The sequence below is a fragment of the Chryseobacterium soli genome, from assembly GCF_000737705.1.
GTDB lineage: Bacteria > Bacteroidota > Bacteroidia > Flavobacteriales > Weeksellaceae > Chryseobacterium > Chryseobacterium soli.
The window spans coordinates 251,802-270,880 of sequence record NZ_JPRH01000004.1 but is presented as its reverse complement, the minus strand read 5'-3'; the positions used below and the strand labels follow the sequence as shown (position 1 = coordinate 270,880).

Annotated in this window: 18 protein-coding genes; 17 read left to right on the top strand and 1 reads right to left on the bottom strand. The window is 34.7% G+C overall.

Annotated features, from left to right (window positions below):
* The first annotated feature begins 192 nt into the window (after window positions 1-192).
* The 17 genes from IW15_RS11555 to IW15_RS11475 all read left to right on the top strand — a co-directional run bounded on the left by IW15_RS11555 (window position 193) and on the right by IW15_RS11475 (window position 16,672).
* Window positions 193-1,110 (top strand): T9SS type A sorting domain-containing protein, encoded by a 918-nt coding sequence (locus IW15_RS11555; RefSeq protein WP_034711409.1) that lies wholly within the window; start codon window positions 193-195, stop codon window positions 1,108-1,110.
* A gap of 224 nt (window positions 1,111-1,334) precedes the next feature.
* A complete protein-coding gene (locus tag IW15_RS22025) occupies window positions 1,335-2,327 on the top strand; it encodes a T9SS type A sorting domain-containing protein (RefSeq protein ID WP_051881967.1) in 993 nt (330 codons plus the stop codon).
* Window positions 2,328-2,404: 77 nt separating this feature from the next.
* Window positions 2,405-3,112, top strand: coding sequence for an SDR family oxidoreductase (locus IW15_RS11545; protein ID WP_185097420.1), 708 nt, complete (start codon window positions 2,405-2,407; stop codon window positions 3,110-3,112).
* A gap of 151 nt (window positions 3,113-3,263) precedes the next feature.
* Entirely contained in the window at window positions 3,264-4,010 is a 747-nt protein-coding gene (locus IW15_RS11540; RefSeq protein WP_034711407.1) for an electron transfer flavoprotein subunit beta/FixA family protein, read from the top strand.
* Window positions 4,011-4,106: 96 nt separating this feature from the next.
* The gene (locus IW15_RS11535; RefSeq protein WP_034711406.1) at window positions 4,107-5,054 is read left to right on the top strand and encodes an electron transfer flavoprotein subunit alpha/FixB family protein; all 948 of its coding nucleotides are present in this window, start codon (window positions 4,107-4,109) and stop codon (window positions 5,052-5,054) included.
* 161 nt (window positions 5,055-5,215) lie between these two features.
* Window positions 5,216-5,815 (top strand): bifunctional nuclease family protein, encoded by a 600-nt coding sequence (locus tag IW15_RS11530; RefSeq protein WP_034711405.1) that lies wholly within the window; start codon window positions 5,216-5,218, stop codon window positions 5,813-5,815.
* An 18-nt stretch (window positions 5,816-5,833) separates the two neighbouring features.
* Entirely contained in the window at window positions 5,834-7,114 is a 1,281-nt protein-coding gene (locus tag IW15_RS11525; RefSeq protein ID WP_034711404.1) for an MFS transporter, read from the top strand.
* Between the two features lie 114 nt (window positions 7,115-7,228).
* Window positions 7,229-7,783: an RNA polymerase sigma factor gene (locus tag IW15_RS11520; RefSeq protein WP_034711403.1), complete on the top strand. Its 555-nt coding sequence runs from the start codon at window positions 7,229-7,231 to the stop codon at window positions 7,781-7,783.
* Window positions 7,749-8,450, top strand: a complete 702-nt coding sequence (locus IW15_RS11515) for a hypothetical protein (RefSeq protein ID WP_034711402.1) — start codon at window positions 7,749-7,751, stop codon at window positions 8,448-8,450. The genes IW15_RS11520 and IW15_RS11515 overlap by 35 nt, the downstream gene beginning before the upstream one ends.
* An 81-nt stretch (window positions 8,451-8,531) precedes the next feature.
* A complete protein-coding gene (locus IW15_RS11510) occupies window positions 8,532-9,614 on the top strand; it encodes a hypothetical protein (protein WP_034711401.1) in 1,083 nt (360 codons plus the stop codon).
* Window positions 9,615-9,762: 148 nt separating this feature from the next.
* Window positions 9,763-10,152, top strand: a complete 390-nt coding sequence (locus IW15_RS22340; protein WP_084681420.1) for a hypothetical protein — start codon at window positions 9,763-9,765, stop codon at window positions 10,150-10,152.
* Window positions 10,153-10,163: 11 nt separating this feature from the next.
* A complete protein-coding gene (locus IW15_RS11500; RefSeq protein ID WP_084681419.1) occupies window positions 10,164-10,607 on the top strand; it encodes a hypothetical protein in 444 nt (147 codons plus the stop codon).
* A gap of 59 nt (window positions 10,608-10,666) precedes the next feature.
* Window positions 10,667-11,845, top strand: coding sequence for an acetyl-CoA C-acyltransferase (locus IW15_RS11495; RefSeq protein ID WP_034711398.1), 1,179 nt, complete (start codon window positions 10,667-10,669; stop codon window positions 11,843-11,845).
* Between the two features lie 79 nt (window positions 11,846-11,924).
* Window positions 11,925-13,415: an MFS transporter gene (locus tag IW15_RS11490; protein ID WP_034711397.1), complete on the top strand. Its 1,491-nt coding sequence runs from the start codon at window positions 11,925-11,927 to the stop codon at window positions 13,413-13,415.
* Window positions 13,416-13,571: 156 nt separating this feature from the next.
* Window positions 13,572-14,498, top strand: a complete 927-nt coding sequence (locus IW15_RS11485) for a mevalonate kinase family protein (protein ID WP_034711396.1) — start codon at window positions 13,572-13,574, stop codon at window positions 14,496-14,498.
* Window positions 14,499-14,508: 10 nt separating this feature from the next.
* Window positions 14,509-15,438: a UbiA family prenyltransferase gene (locus tag IW15_RS11480; protein ID WP_051881964.1), complete on the top strand. Its 930-nt coding sequence runs from the start codon at window positions 14,509-14,511 to the stop codon at window positions 15,436-15,438.
* Window positions 15,439-15,502: 64 nt separating this feature from the next.
* A complete protein-coding gene (locus IW15_RS11475; protein ID WP_034711395.1) occupies window positions 15,503-16,672 on the top strand; it encodes a proline dehydrogenase family protein in 1,170 nt (389 codons plus the stop codon).
* A 1,090-nt stretch (window positions 16,673-17,762) separates the two neighbouring features.
* Here the strand turns inward: IW15_RS11475 and IW15_RS11470 are convergent.
* Window positions 17,763-18,296: a helix-turn-helix transcriptional regulator gene (locus IW15_RS11470; protein ID WP_034711394.1), complete on the bottom strand. Its 534-nt coding sequence runs from the start codon at window positions 18,294-18,296 to the stop codon at window positions 17,763-17,765.
* Window positions 18,297-19,079: the final 783 nt, after the last annotated feature.

The window sequence follows — 19,079 nt, the reverse complement described above, 5'->3', positions numbered from 1 at the left end:
AGCGTTTTTTTTGTCTTTATTGTATATTAATTGAATTAATTTGTAATGGTTTCATTTTTAGTAAATCAGTAATTATAATATTTTATTATTTAATCTAATGATGTTTAATTAAATAATTTTTCAATTGTTGATGATGTATTTTTTGTTTCACTGAAAATGTATATATTTAGATGGAACTAATACACGACCTACATGAAAAAAATTTACTTAATGGCTTTGTCATTATTCTCGGCATTAGCTATGTCTCAGCAGACAATTTCTTTTGAAGCTCAGGAAGGCTTTACAATAGCAGATATTCATGGGCAGGGAACATGGATCAGTACTCCAACAGGAGGAATGCCGCCTAATGTCACCAACCAGATCATCAATACAGAAAATGCTTCTACAGGCAGCAATGCTCTTAAAATCGTAAAAGAACCCGTCTATGGGACTCAGCCAATTCCTATAATTGGAGGGTTTAATAATCTTACATCACCACTTATCTACACCAATTTTACAGTTTCATTTGATATCAATATGTCCCAGCTTAATGGATCTGTCTTTGGATTTCAGGGGATTAACAGTACTCAAGAACAGTTTGTGATAAGAGTAGATTTCGATAATTCAGGAGGAGTTAAAATATTAAATACAGTGGCGGGTAATGTAATGCTTGATTCTGCAACAAGCAACTGGGTGCCTAATGTGTGGTATAGATTTAAAGTAGTGGGCTCAGCTGCAAATATTAAGTATTATGTTAATGATACATTGATTTACACAGGCTCTGCGGTAAGTGAAATGACTATCGATCAGTTGCGTTTTGTTCATGATAATAATGTTGGAACTGCCTATATTGATAATGTGAAAATTAATAATGAAACTTTATTATCTACTAAAAATCCTTCTGCAAACGGTGATATACTAAGTATTTACCCAAATCCCTCTTCCGATTTTATAAAGATCCATACTGCCTATACAATAAAAAATGTTGAGGTCTTTGATGCTGCCGGAAAAAGAGTGAGTCTAAAGCTTAATGGTAACGCGTTGGATGTTAGAGGTTTGTATTCTGGCTTATATTTGATCAATATAGAAACAGAAGGCCGGAATTTCACTGAAAAATTTATTAAAAAATAAAAATTCAAATAAAAAGCTTTCTTATTTGCGTGAGTGTATTAGGATTTAATTTGATTGTATGTCCTGCTGGCGGATATTATGTGCTAGCTATATGAAAATTATAATTAAACAATTTGTTATATTGATACGGCATTTTCATTTGTCATGATAAATATTTATTTTTTAGGATAATAAATAACTGAATTTGAATTAATTTATTTAAATTTATAAAAAAATTATATATTATGAGAAAAATTTTACTTATTGCATTAGGAACAGCATTATCAACTGGCATTTCTGCCCAAACAATTGTAACCGAAAATTTTAATTCTTTAGTGGCAGGTAATGTAGGTACTGATCTAACAGGTGCAGCTGCTGGTCAGGGAGGTTATTATATTTTCAGTGGAGCAGCAGCTGATTACCAAATTGCAACGATAGATGCCGCACACGGAAATTCGTTAAGAATTACAAGTGGAGCAGGATATAGTGGTACAGCAAATACTTATAATAGATTTGTATTCAAAGAAATCTCTACTACAGCCACGGTTGGAAACAATATTTTGAAAGGATCATTACAATTTTATACGGGAGCAGCTACTGGAGCTGGAAAAATTCAATGTGTATTATATGATGATACTATGGGAGTTGTTGGAATAAACTATGATTTTGCAACTAAAAAAATAAGTGGGATGGGCAGATTGACGCCTGTTGCTACTGGAACTGCTGCTTTCTATACTATTGGGCTAGGTTCAGCAACTTATCCGGCAAATACATGGGTATCAGTTTCTTTTACATATAATAAAACTACAGGTGTCTATTCTTGGACTTACCCTGAAGGGACATATTCATTTACAAATGCAGCCTACACTTTATCTCCAGGTTTAACTCCTGTTGAGTTTGACTTTATTTCCTTAACTGCTACAGGTAACACTGTTGCAAATCAGGCTGCAATAGATAATGTTAGTTTATCATTTGGAAACACTACTACTTTAGGTACGAATGAGGTAATATCTGCTAAAGAAGGTGTAATAATCCATCCAAATCCTGTGGTTGATTATTTAACTGTTAAATCTGATTCCAAAGTTAATAAAGTAGAGGTTTATGATATGACAGGAAGAAATATGAATAGTATCTTGAATGGGGATAAAGTAGATGTTACTAACCTTAACTCAGGAAGCTATATCATTAATATTGAAACAAAAGAAGGAAAAGTTTCCAAGAAATTCATCAAAAAATAATAACTGATAAATCTTAGCATCAGTAAAACGCTCCAATTGGAGCGTTTTTGTTATTTTAGAGAATTAAAATAAATACAATGTCACAAAATAAAGTCGCTTATATAACGGGAGGAACCAAAGGAATTGGTTTTGGTATTGCAAAAATATTGCTTGAAAACGGTATCTCAGTGTCGTTTTCTGGAAGAAAAAAAGAAGATGTTCAAAAAGCTGAACAAGAACTTAAACAATACTCAGAAATGGTGGTAGGAATCGTTTCTGACGTTAAAAACCTGGAAAGCGAAGAAAAAGCGGTACAACAAACCCTTGAAAAATTCGGAAGACTGGATTTTGTTATTGCCAATGCAGGATTGGGGATATTTAAACCCGTAGATGAATTGTCTGCAGAAGAATGGAATGAGATGATCGAAACCAATTTAACCGGAGCTTTCTATACTTTAAAAGCTTCTGTAGAAGAGCTAAAGAAAACAGAAGGGTACTATATCACCATTTCAAGTCTGGCAGGGGCCAATTTCTTTGAAAACGGAACCGGTTACAACGCCTCGAAATTTGGAGTTGTAGGATTTACCCAGGCTGCCATGATCGATTTAAGAAAATATAATATCAAAACGACAGTTATAATGCCGGGATCCGTAGCTACTCATTTTAACGGAAATACTCCTTCAGAAAAAGACAATTGGAAGATCCAGCCCGAAGATATGGGGAATCTTATTTTAGATATTTTAAAAATGAATCCACGCGTTTTGCCGAGCAAAATAGAGTTTAGAGCAACAAAACCAGCCAAGTAAATACTTTTAATGTATTGAATAGTAAAATAATAAGTATTATGCATGCATAATATATTTTTTATTTATATTAGCAAAAATTAATTAGAACAAAATCCCTGCATAAACATCCTCGGTTTTTATGCCCAAAAGGGAGAAAATTAAAATAGTACACATGAAAATATTAGTTTGTATTAGTAGTGTTCCGGATACTACTTCCAAAATTAACTTTACAGCAGACAAATCTGCTTTTGACAAAAATGGAATCCAATGGGTAATCAATCCGTTAGATGAATTTGCATTAACAAAAGCAATTAAACTTCAGGAATCTCAGGGAGCTGTCGTAACAGTAATCAATGTTGGAGATGCCACTACGGAACCGGTAATCAGAAAAGCATTGGCCATTGGTGCCAACGATGGAGTAAGAGTAAACCTTGATCCAAAAGATAGCTATTCTACAGCAAAAGAAATCGCTGCAGTGGCTCAAAATGGCGGATATGATTTAATCCTTTGCGGTAAAGAATCTATCGATTATAATGGAGGCTCTGTTCCGGGAATGGTAGCTCAGTTATTAAACCAGCCTTTTGTGAATGCTTCTGTAGGATTAGACGTGAATGGAAGTGAAGCGACTGCGATCAGAGAAATCGAAGGGGGTAAAGAAACTATTTCTGTAAAGTTACCAGCTGTTATCGCAGGACAAAAAGGATTAGTAGATGAGAAAGATTTAATTATTCCAAACATGAGAGGAATTATGTCTGCAAGAACAAAGCCTTTACAAGTAGTAGAGCCTTCATCTTCTGAAGTAAAAGTTCAGGGAGTTTCTTATGACAGCGTTCCACCAAGAGCTGCTGTGAAGATTGTTTCTCCGGACAACTTGGATGAATTGGTAAGATTGCTTCACGAAGAGGCTAAAGTTATCTAAAAATAGAAAACTGAATGTCGGAAGCAGGAGCAAAGACTCCTTAATCCGTATTCAATTTTTTAATATTTAAATTTTTTAATCTTTAAATGTAAAATAATGGCAGTATTCGTATACGCAGAAAATATAAATGGAGTTTACAAAAAAGCAGCTTTCGAAGCAGTTTCTTATGCTAAAGCAGTTGCAGATCAAGCAGGAGATACCGTTACGGCAATCTCTGTAAACCCTACCGATTCTTCAGATTTGTTGTACAAATATGGAGCATCAAATGTAATCAATATCAAAGACGAAGGTCTTAAAAGCTTTTCAGCAAAAGCATTCGCTCAGGCTGTAAGTGAAGTATTGGATGGAAATATCATTATTTTCCCACATACTACAGACGCTTCATCTATCGCTCCAATGTTGGCAGTAATGAAGAATTATTCTTTAATTACCAACGTATTGGAAGCTCCGGAAAGTCTTTCTCCTTTCCAGGTAAAAAGAAGAGCATTCTCCGGAAAAGGCTTTATGCATGCAAAAGCTGAAGGGAGTGGTGTAATTGTTACCGTTTCTCAAAATGCTTTTGGAGTAAAAGAAAGTGCAGCTTCAGGTTCAGAAGAAGTGAAAAACTTATCTGTAGCCAATGAAGATACCAAAGTAATCTCTCACGAACAAAGCTCAGGAAAACTAGACCTTAAAGAAGCGGAAATTGTAGTTTCCGCAGGAAGAGGAATGAAAGGTCCTGAAAACTGGGGAATGATTGAAGAGCTGGCAAACGTTTTAGGCGCTGCTACTGCTTGTTCAAAACCGGTTTCAGATATCGGATGGAGACCTCATACAGAACACGTAGGACAGACGGGCAAAGCAATTGCTCCGAATCTTTATATTGCAGTAGGTATTTCAGGAGCTATTCAGCATTTAGCAGGAGTAAACTCTTCTAAGACTATTGTAGTGATCAACAGTGATAAAGAAGCACCTTTCTTTAAATCTGCAGATTATGGTGTGGTAGGAGATGCATTCCAGATCATCCCTGCATTAACTGAAAAAATTAAAGCTTTAAAAGGATAAGAGTCGTGCAGCCGTGAATGTTGCTTCGAAGATCTGAAAAGTTGACCACGAAGTTATTTCACGATTCACAATTCCCATAAAAAATAAAAGCTCGGTTTCCGGGCTTTTATTTTTGTCTAAAAGTAAAACCTACAATAAAAAATTAATTTATATTTGTAGCTATGGATTATAAGCAGCTAATTATTCGCGGAATATCGTACAGCCAGACCCAATCGGGGGCGTACGCCTTGTTATTGGAGCATGAAGAAACACATATAAAATTACCTGTTGTTATAGGAAATTTCGAGGCACAGTCCATTTCATTAGGACTGGAGAAAGATATTCATCCGCCACGTCCTCTTACCCACGATTTATTCACAAAATTTATAGTTTCAGCCAATTACGAATTGGTTTCAGTGATCATCTATCAGATTGTAGATGGAGTTTTCTTTTCAAATATTAACTTCAAAAACAAAGCTAATGATGAAGAATTAATTCTTGATGCCAGAACATCAGATGCTGTCGCCATGGCAGTAAGGTTTGATGCTCCCATCTTTACTACTCAGCAGGTGTTGAGCGAAGCCGGGATCCTTTTAGAATTAGAAGATGTCGCTAAAGAAGAACAATCATTTTCCGAAACGGTGCAGTCCGAAGACACTTTAAAGTCTCTTTCAATGGAAGAACTTCAAAAACTGCTGGATGAAGCCGTAAAAGAAGAAGATTATGATACCGCTCTGGAGATTCAGGAAGAAATCAAAAGGAGAAAAAAGAAAATTGATTAAGATATTTACATTTAAACTATGAATTTAAAATTACGACTTACCATCCTTAGCTTTCTTCAGTTTGCTGTTTGGGGGGCCTATTTAACTTCCATGGGAAATTATTTAGGTTCAGTTGGATTAGGCTCTAAAATAGGCCTTTTTTATGCAATGCAGGGGATTGTCTCCATTTTTATGCCCGCATTGATGGGGATTATTGCAGACCGATGGATACAGGCTCAGAAGCTGCTTGGGATTTGTCATTTTTTCGCAGCCGTCTTTTTGATTGCAGCAGGATACTATGGAATGTCGGCAGGAAGCGATGTGGAATTTTCTAAACTATTCCTTTTATATAGTTTAAGTGTGATGTTCTATATGCCTTCCATTGCCCTTTCAAACTCTGTAGCATATACTGTTCTTGTAAACAATAACTATGACACGATCAAAGCATTTCCTCCTATCCGTACTTTCGGTACAATCGGTTTCATTTGCGCGATGCTGTTTGTAGATTTTACAGGATTTCAGCACAGTTATTCACAATTTTTTGTATCGGGAATTTTAGGAATAGTATTATTTGTATACTCATTTACCTTACCGAAATGTCCTACCAATAAAAGTGATGAGAAGAAAAGCTTTTCTGATGCATTAGGATTGAAAGCATTTGCCCTTTTTAAAGATAAGAAAATGGCTGTTTTCTTCATTTTTTCCATGCTGTTGGGAGTTTCATTACAGATTACCAATGGATATGCAAACCCGTTTATTACCAGCTTTAAAGATATTCCAGCTTTCAAAGATACTTGGGGAGCGAATCATGCCAATGCTTTGATTTCCCTTTCTCAGGTTTCCGAAACATTATGTATTCTGTTGATTCCTTTCTTTTTAAAGAGATTCGGAATTAAAAAAGTAATGCTGATGGCGATGTTTGCCTGGGTTTTACGATTTGGACTGTTCGGATTAGGAAATCCTGGAGGCGGTGTATGGATGTTTGTCTTATCAATGATTGTGTATGGAATTGCATTTGACTTCTTCAACGTGTCAGGTTCACTATTTGTAGATAAGGAAACAGATAAAAGTATCCGTTCAAGTGCTCAGGGCGTTTTCATGATGATGACCAATGGTTTTGGTGCGACAATAGGAATGCTGGCTGCTCAGGGCGTAGTAAATCATTATGTGTTTTCACAGACTGATCCTGCATTACAGCTGGAAGGATGGCAGACTTCTTGGTACATATTTGCAGGCTATGCATTAATTGTGACCGTTTTATTTGCTGTTATTTTTAAACATAAGCACGATCCTAATCAATTAAAAGAAGTAAATCATTAATTTATTTCGTTGATTATTAAAATATTAAATTGCACTTTTAAAAAAAAGTGCAATTTTTTTTATTTTCAGGCAACCATTTATTACAGATCCCGTCTTATATATAGAAACTCATACATGAAGACTTTAGAAGAGAATTTTATGCTGGCTAAAAAACAGGACCGTAGGGCTCAGAAAGCGCTTTACGATCTGTTTTCAGCAAAAATGCTTGCCATTGCAAACTCTTACACGAACAATATTCATGATGCAGAAGATATTCTTTTAAATGCATTTATGAAATGTTTTACCAAACTTGATGAATGCAGAGAATGGAAAAGTTTTCCGTTTTGGCTCAGAAAAATTGTCGTTAATGATGCTATAAGCTTTGTCCGGAAAAATAAAAATATTCTCTACATGGATATTGAAATTGCAGATGATTACTCTGAGGAAGATGGTGAAGAGCAGTTTGGTGAAATTAATATTGAAGAAATATTTTCTCAGATGCCGGTAGGATATAGGCTGATTTTTAATTTATATGTTTTTGAAGAGAAAAAACATCATGAGATTGCCGAAATTCTCAATATTTCGGAAGGGACCAGCAAGAGCCAGTTGAGTAAAGCGAAAAAATGGCTTGCCGAATTTTTTAAAACAAAAGAAAATGAAAAAAGAAATATTGAAACAAGTAAGATCTGATTACGAAAAGCTTGAAATAAAGCCTTCCGCTGATCTTTGGGACAGAATGGAAGCTGAACTGGACAAAGTACCCATTTCAGACATTAAAAAACCGTTCCAGGGCTGGAAATACGCGGCTGCCATATTGCTTTTGATTTCTTTTGGCGCTTTCTTTTATTTTAATTCAAATAAAACTGAAGATAAGGCCGTAATCGCAACAGCTGAAAAGCTAAATGCTGTTGCAGAACCCCAACCAACCGTTGAAATCGTCAATTCAAATACTGATCAGGCTCAACATGCTGAGGTAGCGGTTCTCAAGGAAAATAAAATTGATAAAATCAAAACCGATAAAGAAATATCTACCGTTTCTGAGGACCATGCTATACCAAATGTCCAGCATTTAGCAAAAGAAGAAATTATCATCAAAAATAATGTGATCGCTGTTCCTGCGATAAATTCAACAGTGGCTAATAGTATTGAAAAACCTGTGATTGCAGCAAAAAATAAAGCAAATTATATAAAAGCTGACGAATTGCTGCTGGGAAGAGAATTTGACAGAACCCGTGAAGAAAATAAAGGTGAACAGGGTAAATTCGGAGTGCTGGATGCTACGAAAATTAAATTCAAAAGCCCAAATTCTTTAAAAATACTCGGTGTGACCGTCTTTTCCGATCAGGAAACCAAATAATCTTTTAACCTTTTACATAAAAAAATACTGCTCTGAAAAAATGAGTTGTGGGATAATATTGTCTAAAAATTAATCTAAAATATGAAAACGAAAATTGCCTTAATGACCGCTGTAATGGCTTTTTCATACAGCTTTGCACAGGAAAACAGCCACATGAAATCTTATTCTCAAAAGATTGACAGCATTGTGGTTTCAGAAAAATCAAAGATGAATGAGGAACTTGATAACGTTGATAAAATGTTTCAGGAAAAGAAAATTACCTCCGAAGAAAAGCAAAGCAAGAGAGCAGAAATTGCAGCGAGATACCAGCAAAACATCAACGATAAAGTAGATGCCCAGCAAAATGAGTTGGAAAATGCCACTAAAGAAATGGTGAAAAATGCAGTATTAGGAAGGCGTGACAGTGTATTGTGGCGCAAAAATGAGATGCAATTGGGAACGGATGGCGTAAAATTAAAACTGGCCAGCAGAAAGAAAACGGTTAAGGATTATCTGCATTCATGGCAGCTTTCTGTGAGCTTAACAGGAGCGAATCTGACTTCAAAAGACGATCCTTTTAAATTTTACAACCAGGATTCTGATGTGAAAAATACGATCATCAATTCAACCAATACGACCTTGAGATATGAAAACCAATTGGGGGGATTCACAAGTCCGTTTTTTTACCGTATCGGACTGGGATTCCGTTCAGACAGGTTCACCCCGAAATATGATAAAGTCTTCGCTCAGGAAAATCAAAAGCTTGTCGTAGATGATTTCTCAAGAGGAAATTTGAGGAAAACATACCTTAATAATTCCTACCTTATGATTCCTCTGGATCTGAGGTTTGTTCTGAACCCTGAATATAAAGTGGTAGACGGAGTGAAATATCTGGATAACAGAAAAAGCCAGTTCTCTATAGTTGCCGGTGTGTATGGAGGGACAAGATTGTTCAGCACCATTTATAATAGGTTTTCAAATGAAGATTCCAGAAGGATTGTAGAGCGTGAAAGGGTAAAACAGGGTTTAAATAATTTCGTCTTTGGAGGGAAGTTCGGAGTTGGATATGGTGGATTTAATATATTCATTCAAAAAGATTTTACCCCGGCGTTTAACAGTGATGCTACCCTGAAGAAGAAATATGGTTTACAAATCGGGATAGAAATAGCCAATATTGATTTTTAATTGAATAATAAAAAATGATTTTTATTGCGAAATAAATAATTTTAATATATTTTTTTTACACTAACAAATGTTTGTACGCCAATAATTTGTTTTTAAAACACACTTCTGTAAAGTGTGTTTTTTTTTGTATTTTGGCTCTTTAAGAAATATGAAAAATATTCAATTATTAGGATTGTTATTAGTGGTGGCAGGGAGCTTTCTACCCCTGGTTCATGTTCCTATTATTGGGAATTGGAATTATTGGAAGCTAGACCACTATCTGGCGATTACATGCTGGGTTCTTTCTGCATGTGCGGCCTTTGGACTGATAAATAGCAGTGCCAAAGTGGTAAGAACTTTTGGCATATTACTAGTTCTTTTGTTCGCTTTCACTTTATTAGCGGTTAAAATGCAGTCATTAGAATACTTCAGCTTTGTACCGTTTAAATCCTGGAGAGAAACCTTTGCCGGAGTTGTAAAACTAAAATGGGGCTGGGCTGTTGAATTTTTAGGCGCGATTCTGATGATTTTATCAGGAAATAAAATAAAAAATAAATAAGAGATATCAATATGAAGGGGATAAAGACCATTTCCGTTGCTGTATTGTTTTTGGGCATTTTTCAGATACATGCTCAGAAAAAAGAAACTGATACCAAGAAAAAAGAAGGAGTACAGCAAAAGCCTGTAGATAATCCTCCTAAATGCAGTAATATCAAGGAAGGAACATTTCTACGCTCCAATTATCCAAAAAATCTTTGGTATATGACCGTAAAAGATAATGTTCAGACTGAATATTATAATGACGGAAAAGATTTTGTGAAATCAACAATGGTTTTTATTGATGACTGCAATTATAAATCGATTGTCATTGAAAATATTAATCAACAGGATAACCGTATAAAAGTAGGGGATGTTTTCAGTAATAAAATTGTAGCTACCCAGGATCGTTATCTGAAAGTCGAGAACAAGATTGATAATGACCAGTATCATTTTATATTAATTAAAGTAAAATAAAAGTATTAAAGAATGCAGCCTTTCGGCTTCATTTGACTAAAAAAATAAATATCATACACATGAAAGAAGTATTCATCGTTTCTGCAGTTAGAACTCCAATGGGAAGTTTTTTAGGAAATTTATCAACTGTTCCGGCTACAAAGCTGGGATCTATTGCTGTAAAAGGAGCATTAGATAAAATCGGCTTAGACCCTAAAAACGTTCAGGAAATCTATATGGGGAACGTATTGCAGGCTGGAGAAGGACAGGCTCCTGCCCGTCAGGCTGCATTAGGAGCAGGTTTGTCTATTGAGACGCCTTCAACTACAGTCAATAAAGTTTGTGCATCAGGAATGAAGGCTGTAACAATGGCTGCACAGGCTATCAAAGCAGGCGATGCGGAAGTAATCGTTGCAGGAGGAATGGAGAACATGTCTATGGTTCCTCATTACTACAACGCAAGAGTAGCAACCAAATTAGGAGATATTAAAATGTTGGACGGAATGGTGCTGGACGGTCTTACAGACGTTTACAACAAAGTTCATATGGGAGTTTGCGCAGAAAAATGTGCAGCAGACTACAGCATTACAAGAGAAGATCAGGATAATTTTGCTATTGAATCTTATAAAAGATCAGCAAAAGCATGGAGCGAAGGGAAATTTAATGAAGAAATCGTACCCGTTTCAATCCCTCAGAGAAAAGGAGAACCTGTAATTTTTGCAGAAGATGAAGAATATAAAGCAGTTAATTTTGACAGGCTTCCTACACTTCCAACCGTATTCAAGAAAGAAGAAGGAACTGTTACAGCTGCCAATGCATCCACTTTAAATGATGGTGCTTCCGCTTTGATCCTTGTTTCTAAAGAAAAAATGGAAGAATTAGGCCTTAAGCCTTTAGCAAGAATAGTCTCTTATGCAGACGCAGCACAGGAGCCTGAAAACTTCACTACAGCACCGGCAAAAGCACTTCCTATCGCTCTGAAAAAAGCAGGATTGCAAATTTCTGATATCGATTTCTTCGAATTCAACGAAGCATTCTCTGTAGTAGGTTTGGCCAACAATAAAATCCTAGGATTAGACGCTTCTAAAGTAAATGTAAATGGGGGTGCTGTAGCATTAGGACACCCGCTGGGAAGCTCAGGATCAAGAATCATCGTAACGCTGATCAACGTATTAAAGCAGAACAATGCAAAATATGGCGCAGCAGCAATTTGCAATGGTGGAGGTGGTGCTTCAGCCATTGTTATTGAAAATATATAAACTATAAATTTAATTTAATATAAAAACCGCCGAATATTCAGCGGTTTTTATATTTTTGTGCTACTAATATTTATTTGAAATGTCTGAAATTGAGAATCAAGAAACTCAAAACATAAAAAATAATCCAAAGATTATGAAAGCCTGGGCAGTGTATGACTGGGCAAACTCTGTTTATTCTTTGGTTATTACCTCTACTATCTTTCCAATTTATTATTCTATTCTGACCACAGCATATGATAAAAAGGAATATGTAGCGGAAACCAAAAAATGGATCGATGTTCCGGTACGGCATATGATCAAGATTTTCGGGAATGAATACCAGCCCGATGCGGTGTACGGTTATTCTTTAACGATATCGTTTTTCATTGTGGTGTTGCTTTCCCCGTTTTTATCTTCTTTAGCTGATACGATCGGAAATAAAAAATCATTCCTGCAGTTTTTCTGTTACCTGGGGGCAACTTCATGTATGGGATTAGCAATGTTTACCGGGATGCACAATGTCTTTCTGGGCCTTCTGTTCAGTATCACAGCCAGTGTAGGATTCTGGGGAAGTCTCGTATTTTACAACTCATTTCTTCCCGATATTGCAACACGCGATAAACAGGATGCCCTTTCGGCCAAAGGATATGTTTACGGATATATCGGTTCAGTAGTATTGGTCGTGATTTGTCTTGTGCTTATTCAGGTTTTTGCTAAAGGAGCGGCACAACAGCTGATCTTTACAAGAATCAGCTTCCTGCTTACAGGAGCCTGGTGGTTCGGATTTTCACAATATACCTTCAAACACCTTCCTCAGTTTGGCGATGTTAAAGAAAAATTACCTAAAGATCTGGTCCTGTTAAACTATAAAAACATCTTTAAAAAGCATGAAGAGCAGGGTGGTTTCTTTGAAGTTTTAAAAGATAACCTAAGCTTCTATAAAGATATTGCAAAAGAAAGTTTCCATGAACTGTTCAAAGTAGGTGGAGAATTATTTAAAGATAAAAATCTGAAATTTTTCCTTTCCAGCTTCTTTTTCTACAGTGTAGGGATGCAGACGATCTTCCTGATGGCTACTTTATTTGGAAAAAGTGAAATCAATCTTGCTCAGGATAAACTGATAGGAACACTTTTGGTGATTCAGATTGAAGCCATTATCGGAGCCGTTATATTTTCCAGACTATCAAGAAAAATCGGAAACAAAAATGTGATCTCCATTGCGATTGTTCTATGGATTGTGGCTTGTCTGTGGGCATTCTTCTTAAATAAAGAAAACCCAACGGTTGAATATCAGTTCTATGGAGTGGCCGCAGTAGTAGGATTGGTAATGGGAGGTCTTCAGGCGATGTCCAGATCCACTTATTCCAAACTATTGCCGGAAAATTCAATGGAAAATACAACATACTTCAGTTTCTATGATGTATTGGAAAAGATAGCCATTATCATTGGAACCTTCATCTTTGCAACATTGATTGAGCATTTTAACAACATGCGTATTGCAGCCCTTTCCATGACTTTATTCTTCGCAACAGGACTCGTCCTGATCCGATTCCTTAAAGTCAACATGCTGAAAGACAGAGATACTTTATAATACAAAAGGACGTTATTTTTAACGTCTTTTTTCATACCTTTACTCAAGCTTAAGAGAAGCGGTAAGCGATATACTGATAGAATAGATATAATTCGGCTTGGATTTTGCTTATATTCATGCGAATAATTTTAACTTTGCAAAAAGATTTATGTCAAAATGACGAACCCTCTATTTTACGCAAAAATAATTCTGTTTGGAGAATATGGGATGATAGAAGATTCCCAGGGACTTGTTGTTCCTTACAGTTTTTATAAAGGAACCTTAAAATTCTCGGATCTAGGTCCTGAATTTGAGCTTAAATCAAACCAACATTTACAGAAATACTCCGATTATTTATTAGAATTGGATCTTTCTGACGATTTCAAATTAGATATTGAAAGTTTTAAAAGTGATATTTCAAAAGGACTTTTCTTTGATTCCAATATTCCTCAGGGATATGGAGTGGGAAGTTCAGGAGCTTTGGTAGCTGCTATTTTTGAAAAATATTCCATCAATAAACTTGATCCTGAAAATATTTCAAAAGAAAATTTAAAGAAATTAAAAGCCGTTTTTGGAGAAATGGAAAGCTATTTCCATGGAAAAAGCTCAGGAATGGATCCTTTAATTTGCTATATGAACCTTCCTATTCTTATCGAAAATAAAGAAAACCTCGACAGGGTTTCTATTCCCGATGGAGAAAAAGGCAAAGGTGCTATTTTCCTTATTGATTCCGGAATGTCCGGAGAAACTGGGCCAATGATTCAGATTTTCTTTGAAAAAATGAAGACTGAAGGGTTTAGAAAAACGCTTAAAGAAGAATTTATCCGCTATAATAATGCGTGTATAGAGTCTTTCCTTAAAAAAGACATGACGCCTTTCTTTAGAAACTTAAAGAAGCTTTCTTATTGGGCATACGAACATTTCCGTCCGATGATCCCGGAAAGTATTTTTAATATCTGGAAAAAAGGTCTGGATTCCAATGCTTACTATTTAAAACTCTGCGGAAGCGGCGGGGGTGGCTATATTTTAGGATTTACCAAAGACTATGAAAAAGCTGAAAAAATGCTTGAAGGCTTCCAAAAAGAAGTGATTTACAGATTTTAATTGCGTTGGAATGAATTCTGAAAAAGAAACTTTCCAACAGAAAAATTATATATCCAAATCTCTATATTACAGATTTTCACAATTCGTGGGATTTCTTCTGGGAGCAAGGGTTTCTGTGGCTTTACTGCTCACTTTTGCGCTTTATGTTTCCACCTTTTTCCTGTTTAATCAGGATGAAACCTTCAGAAAATTCGTCTTTGATTTTAAAGTTCATGGTATTATTTTCTGTACCGTACTTACGATTCTTGCTGGCGGAATCATCAATCAGTTCTATGATCTTGAAAAAGATCATATCGTTAAGCCTTTCAGAACAAGGATTCAAAGTTTTATCAAGCAGAAGTACTTTTTATACGCTTACCTGGCTTTAAGTGTTATTTCTTTGGGCGTAGCCTGGATGATTTCCCATAGAGTATTCGCCTTTTTTGTGGTCTACCAGTTTTTTATGTGGCTGTACAGTCATAAATTAAGCCGTATTCTGATCGTTAATAATCTAACCTTTGTAAGTTTAACCTTATATCCATTTTTCGGAATGATGGTATATTATGAAAGGTTCTCCAAAAAGGTGCTTTTAATGGCTATTTTCCTTTTCCTTATTCTTTTATGCATTGATATTGTAAAAGATACCCTTACCAAAAGTGTGGATAAAGCCTTTGGCTACATTACCATTCCCAATTATTTTAAAAGCAGAAATACCAATATTATCATTATTTCTTTATTAGTCGTTACCATGGCTGTTTCCATGAAGCTGATTCTTCGGACCGGAATTTCAGGTTTTATGGCCTATTATTTCGCCAGTGGTTTGCTGATGATGATCTTTTGCATCTATCTTCTTTTAAATTCTTCGCGAAAAAGCAAATTTTTGACCCTCAATATCTTACGTTTTTGGGTTTTTGTAGGAATTATTGCAATGCTTTTAAATGGTCTGGAAGGTAAATTGTAGAGAAATTTCTTTAAAAAAGCTTAGGTTATTATTACATTTGCAGAACTAAATTTAATAAAAAGGAATGCCCATTTTTAACGATACTAAAATTGCATTTGCAGACAAGTCAGATGCACAATTGAAAAAGGCGTACTGGATGTTCAAAATGATCGAACAGCCCGCTCTTACCAGTCTTGGAACTTCTATCCTTAATTTTACGGTACATAATGACTTCCCTTTCGTTACCGGAATTGTAAAAAGCACTTTGTTTGCACAATTCTGTGGTGGTGAAACGCGTGAAGAAAGTATGAAAGTTGTAAAACAGCTCTTTAAAAGAGGAGTAGGAAGTATTTTCGATTATTCCATAGAAGGAAAGGAGGATGAAGCCACTTTTGATGCTGTCTGCAATGAAATTAAAGATATCATAAGGTTTTCTATTGGAAATCCGGCGATTCCGTTTATTGTATTTAAGCCTACAGCATTTGGAAGAATCGACTTATATGAAGCGGTTGGAAAAAAGGCGGAGCTAACGACAAGCCAAAAAGAAGAGTGGGAAAGAGTCGTAAAAAGATTTGATGAAGTATGCAGATTGTGCCATGAAAATGACAAAAAAGTAATGGTAGATGCTGAGGAAACTTGGATGCAGGACGCTGCCGATCATCTTTGTGAAGAAATGATGGAGAAATATAACCGGGAAAAGCCGATCGTTTGGAATACCATTCAAATGTACAGAACAGGAAGACTGGAATATATGGAAGCCAACCTTCAGAGAGCGAGAGAAAAGAATTATTTCATAGGATATAAGATCGTTCGTGGCGCTTATATGGAAAAAGAAAGAGCGAGAGCGGCAGAAAAGGGATATCCGGATCCTATCCAGCCTACTAAAGACGCTTCGGACAAAAACTATAATGCAGGAATTGACTTTGTGATGAACCATTTAGATAAAGTTTCGGCCTTTTTTGGAACCCACAATGAGATTTCTTCAGAACTGATTATGGATAAAATGAAGGCAAAATCATTGGAAAATGATAATCCACATATCTATTTTGGGCAGCTTTATGGAATGAGTGATAACATCAGCTTCTATTTATCTGATAAAGGCTATAATGTAGCTAAATACCTTCCATATGGCCCTGTGAAAGATGTTGTGCCTTATCTTACCAGAAGAGCCCAGGAGAATACTTCGGTAGCAGGACAGACAGGAAGAGAGCTTGGATTGATTAAAAAAGAGCTCGAAAGAAGAAAAAAGAAATAGTTTTCAGCCTTACAATATATAACGCTTCACATGATTAGGTGAAGCGTTTTTTTATTACCTATTTCAAAAGTTAAAGACGTTAATCAAGCTTTAAATAACATAAAATTGCGGCTTAATTTTCATAATATCTTAATTAAAAAAAGATGAGATTTCAATCAAAATTACGGTGAATATTTCATCAAATCCTTAGGTAAATTCAGGTAAGAAAATCAGTATTATTTTTGAATTCCTAGCAATAATTTCCCGCTCAATAACTTCTTATAAAGTGAGCAATATGTCTCTTTTTCTGTATTATTTTTGTCAGTAAATAGACATTAAAATTGCAGATTCTAAAGTAGAATTATCGTCGTAATTAGCCCTCAAATATTGTAGAATTTCAACCATATTATTCAGTTTTTTTTCTTAAAAACATAAGATTTAAATCAAAATTTGTAGTAAACTTTTACTTAAATCAGGCTTGAATTTGTATTGGTTTTTTGTGATATTGCTATGCTTGTCAATGTTCAAAACCTTCATTGACTAGACCGAAATAATTGTTTTTTCTACTTCATTTTTGATTAATTTTACTTGATATTTTACGGAATAATTGGAAGAGAAATACTATTATCAACCTCAAATTTCAGTGAAATTTTTAAGGGGTTTTCACTGTAAAACTTCACTAAAATTATAAAATAATATAGGAAATTTGATGGAAATTTCAGCTACATATTTGAACCGACAACCTCTTAAAAAGTAGATTTAAGTATTGAAAAAAATGCTTGAAATAATTATTTTCCAAGTTAATTTTTTGATAGTTTTGATTTAAAATTTAAAGAAATAGAAGCGATTATTAGTTCTAAAATAGAGCAAAATTCTTAGGATATTTTCTGCTGTTTCTTGTTTGGAAATATAAAATAGTCGTGAAAACTAACTGACAATTTCGGTTCAATAGCAAAGCTTAACCCCCTGGGAAATATAAAATAATTTAAAGAATGGAATAGATTTTAAAATTCCGATGTTAGATAAATTGACCCATAAATCATGAAAACCAAATTTGGTTATGAAGTATAATTTATGATTTTTATCTACTATTTTTTTATCCGTTCATTGCTTAAGGCTCAAAACTTTCAAATTTTCCATTTTCATAGAATAATACGATACGTTTTATCTTATAGGTCTGATTACCAATAGCTTCACTTATGATTTGATCATTTGATTTCTCTAATCGCTGAGAATCGGATATTTTTTCCTGAGTAAGACTTTGATGCGGAATAAATGATTCTCCAGCGGTCTGTTTTGGGGTGTCAATTTCCGTTTCTTCAGCACCAAAATCGTCATCCGTATTCATCATCGTAAATAAATCGGGGAGGGAAGTTGGCTTGCTCTTTTCTTCTTCGTCTGCTGGAATTTCATTCACTTCCGGTAGATCCTGCTTCAGCATTTCGCCTTCGCCGGTAACTAACCAGTCCCACAAAATTTCAGGAAAACTGGATTTTATTTTTATGATAAACTCTAATGAAGGCTTGTTCCTTCCTGAAGTAATATGAGAAATAGAAGAACGCTGCACATCAATTTCATCTGCAAATTCTGAAGGAGTGAGCTTAGAATACTCTATTACTTTTGAAATCCTTTCGTTTAAACTCATAAAATGATTTTTATTTGTGTTACAAATGTAAAAAATAATGTTTACAAATGCAAACCACAAATGTAAACAAGAGTTATTTTATTGAATATACATATGTAAATCCATGTAATATACTGATAAACAACTATATATTTCATATTTATTAATATACATCAATTTTTACTACACAAATTATCCACAATATTCATCATGTAAATTATGACTTAAAGTATTGGGTGAGATAAATGAAATAATGAATATTTTAGAGAAGTATAGTGCTGATAAAATGCCTGTTAGAAGTTGTTTACATCATTATATTGGCTTAAATTTAACAAATAGAGTAGTAGATGCCTTTTTTTACGGTATATCCAGTAGAATATGCATTTGTAAACTGCAATTTCTTTCCTTAAATGTCTATATAAGCCTGCTTTATAAAGAATAGAAGAATAAATATCATCTACTATACTATAATTTTTTTTGATCAGTTATGCTATCATTTAGAAGCTTTCAAAAAAGAGAATTTTAAGGCATATTTTGAAGTAATTAACAATTTACATTTGTGTATGCATGTAAATCAAATAGTTTTCCACAGTTAATTCTGTTTAATGAAATTACACCCATTTGTTGATAAACAGGGATTTAAGGACTTAAAGTATATTTAATACATTCATTGAGGTGAAAACTGTAACTCGCTCACTTTTAGTAAAATAATAATATAACGTTGAATTATTGTCAATCCACAAAGTTATCAACAGACAAAATGACTATTTACATTGTTTGGATTTGTTACAAATGTTAATTTTA

Coding starts and splice junctions, on each gene's coding strand:
- IW15_RS11555 (WP_034711409.1), top strand. CDS start 193: ATGAAAAAAATTTACTTAATGGCTTTGTCATTATTCTCGGCATTAGCT.
- IW15_RS22025 (WP_051881967.1), top strand. CDS start 1,335: ATGAGAAAAATTTTACTTATTGCATTAGGAACAGCATTATCAACTGGC.
- IW15_RS11545 (WP_185097420.1), top strand. CDS start 2,405: ATGTCACAAAATAAAGTCGCTTATATAACGGGAGGAACCAAAGGAATT.
- IW15_RS11540 (WP_034711407.1), top strand. CDS start 3,264: ATGAAAATATTAGTTTGTATTAGTAGTGTTCCGGATACTACTTCCAAA.
- IW15_RS11535 (WP_034711406.1), top strand. CDS start 4,107: ATGGCAGTATTCGTATACGCAGAAAATATAAATGGAGTTTACAAAAAA.
- IW15_RS11530 (WP_034711405.1), top strand. CDS start 5,216: ATGGATTATAAGCAGCTAATTATTCGCGGAATATCGTACAGCCAGACC.
- IW15_RS11525 (WP_034711404.1), top strand. CDS start 5,834: ATGAATTTAAAATTACGACTTACCATCCTTAGCTTTCTTCAGTTTGCT.
- IW15_RS11520 (WP_034711403.1), top strand. CDS start 7,229: ATGAAGACTTTAGAAGAGAATTTTATGCTGGCTAAAAAACAGGACCGT.
- IW15_RS11515 (WP_034711402.1), top strand. CDS start 7,749: ATGAAAAAAGAAATATTGAAACAAGTAAGATCTGATTACGAAAAGCTT.
- IW15_RS11510 (WP_034711401.1), top strand. CDS start 8,532: ATGAAAACGAAAATTGCCTTAATGACCGCTGTAATGGCTTTTTCATAC.
- IW15_RS22340 (WP_084681420.1), top strand. CDS start 9,763: ATGAAAAATATTCAATTATTAGGATTGTTATTAGTGGTGGCAGGGAGC.
- IW15_RS11500 (WP_084681419.1), top strand. CDS start 10,164: ATGAAGGGGATAAAGACCATTTCCGTTGCTGTATTGTTTTTGGGCATT.
- IW15_RS11495 (WP_034711398.1), top strand. CDS start 10,667: ATGAAAGAAGTATTCATCGTTTCTGCAGTTAGAACTCCAATGGGAAGT.
- IW15_RS11490 (WP_034711397.1), top strand. CDS start 11,925: ATGTCTGAAATTGAGAATCAAGAAACTCAAAACATAAAAAATAATCCA.
- IW15_RS11485 (WP_034711396.1), top strand. CDS start 13,572: ATGACGAACCCTCTATTTTACGCAAAAATAATTCTGTTTGGAGAATAT.
- IW15_RS11480 (WP_051881964.1), top strand. CDS start 14,509: ATGAATTCTGAAAAAGAAACTTTCCAACAGAAAAATTATATATCCAAA.
- IW15_RS11475 (WP_034711395.1), top strand. CDS start 15,503: ATGCCCATTTTTAACGATACTAAAATTGCATTTGCAGACAAGTCAGAT.
- IW15_RS11470 (WP_034711394.1), bottom strand. CDS start 18,296: ATGAGTTTAAACGAAAGGATTTCAAAAGTAATAGAGTATTCTAAGCTC.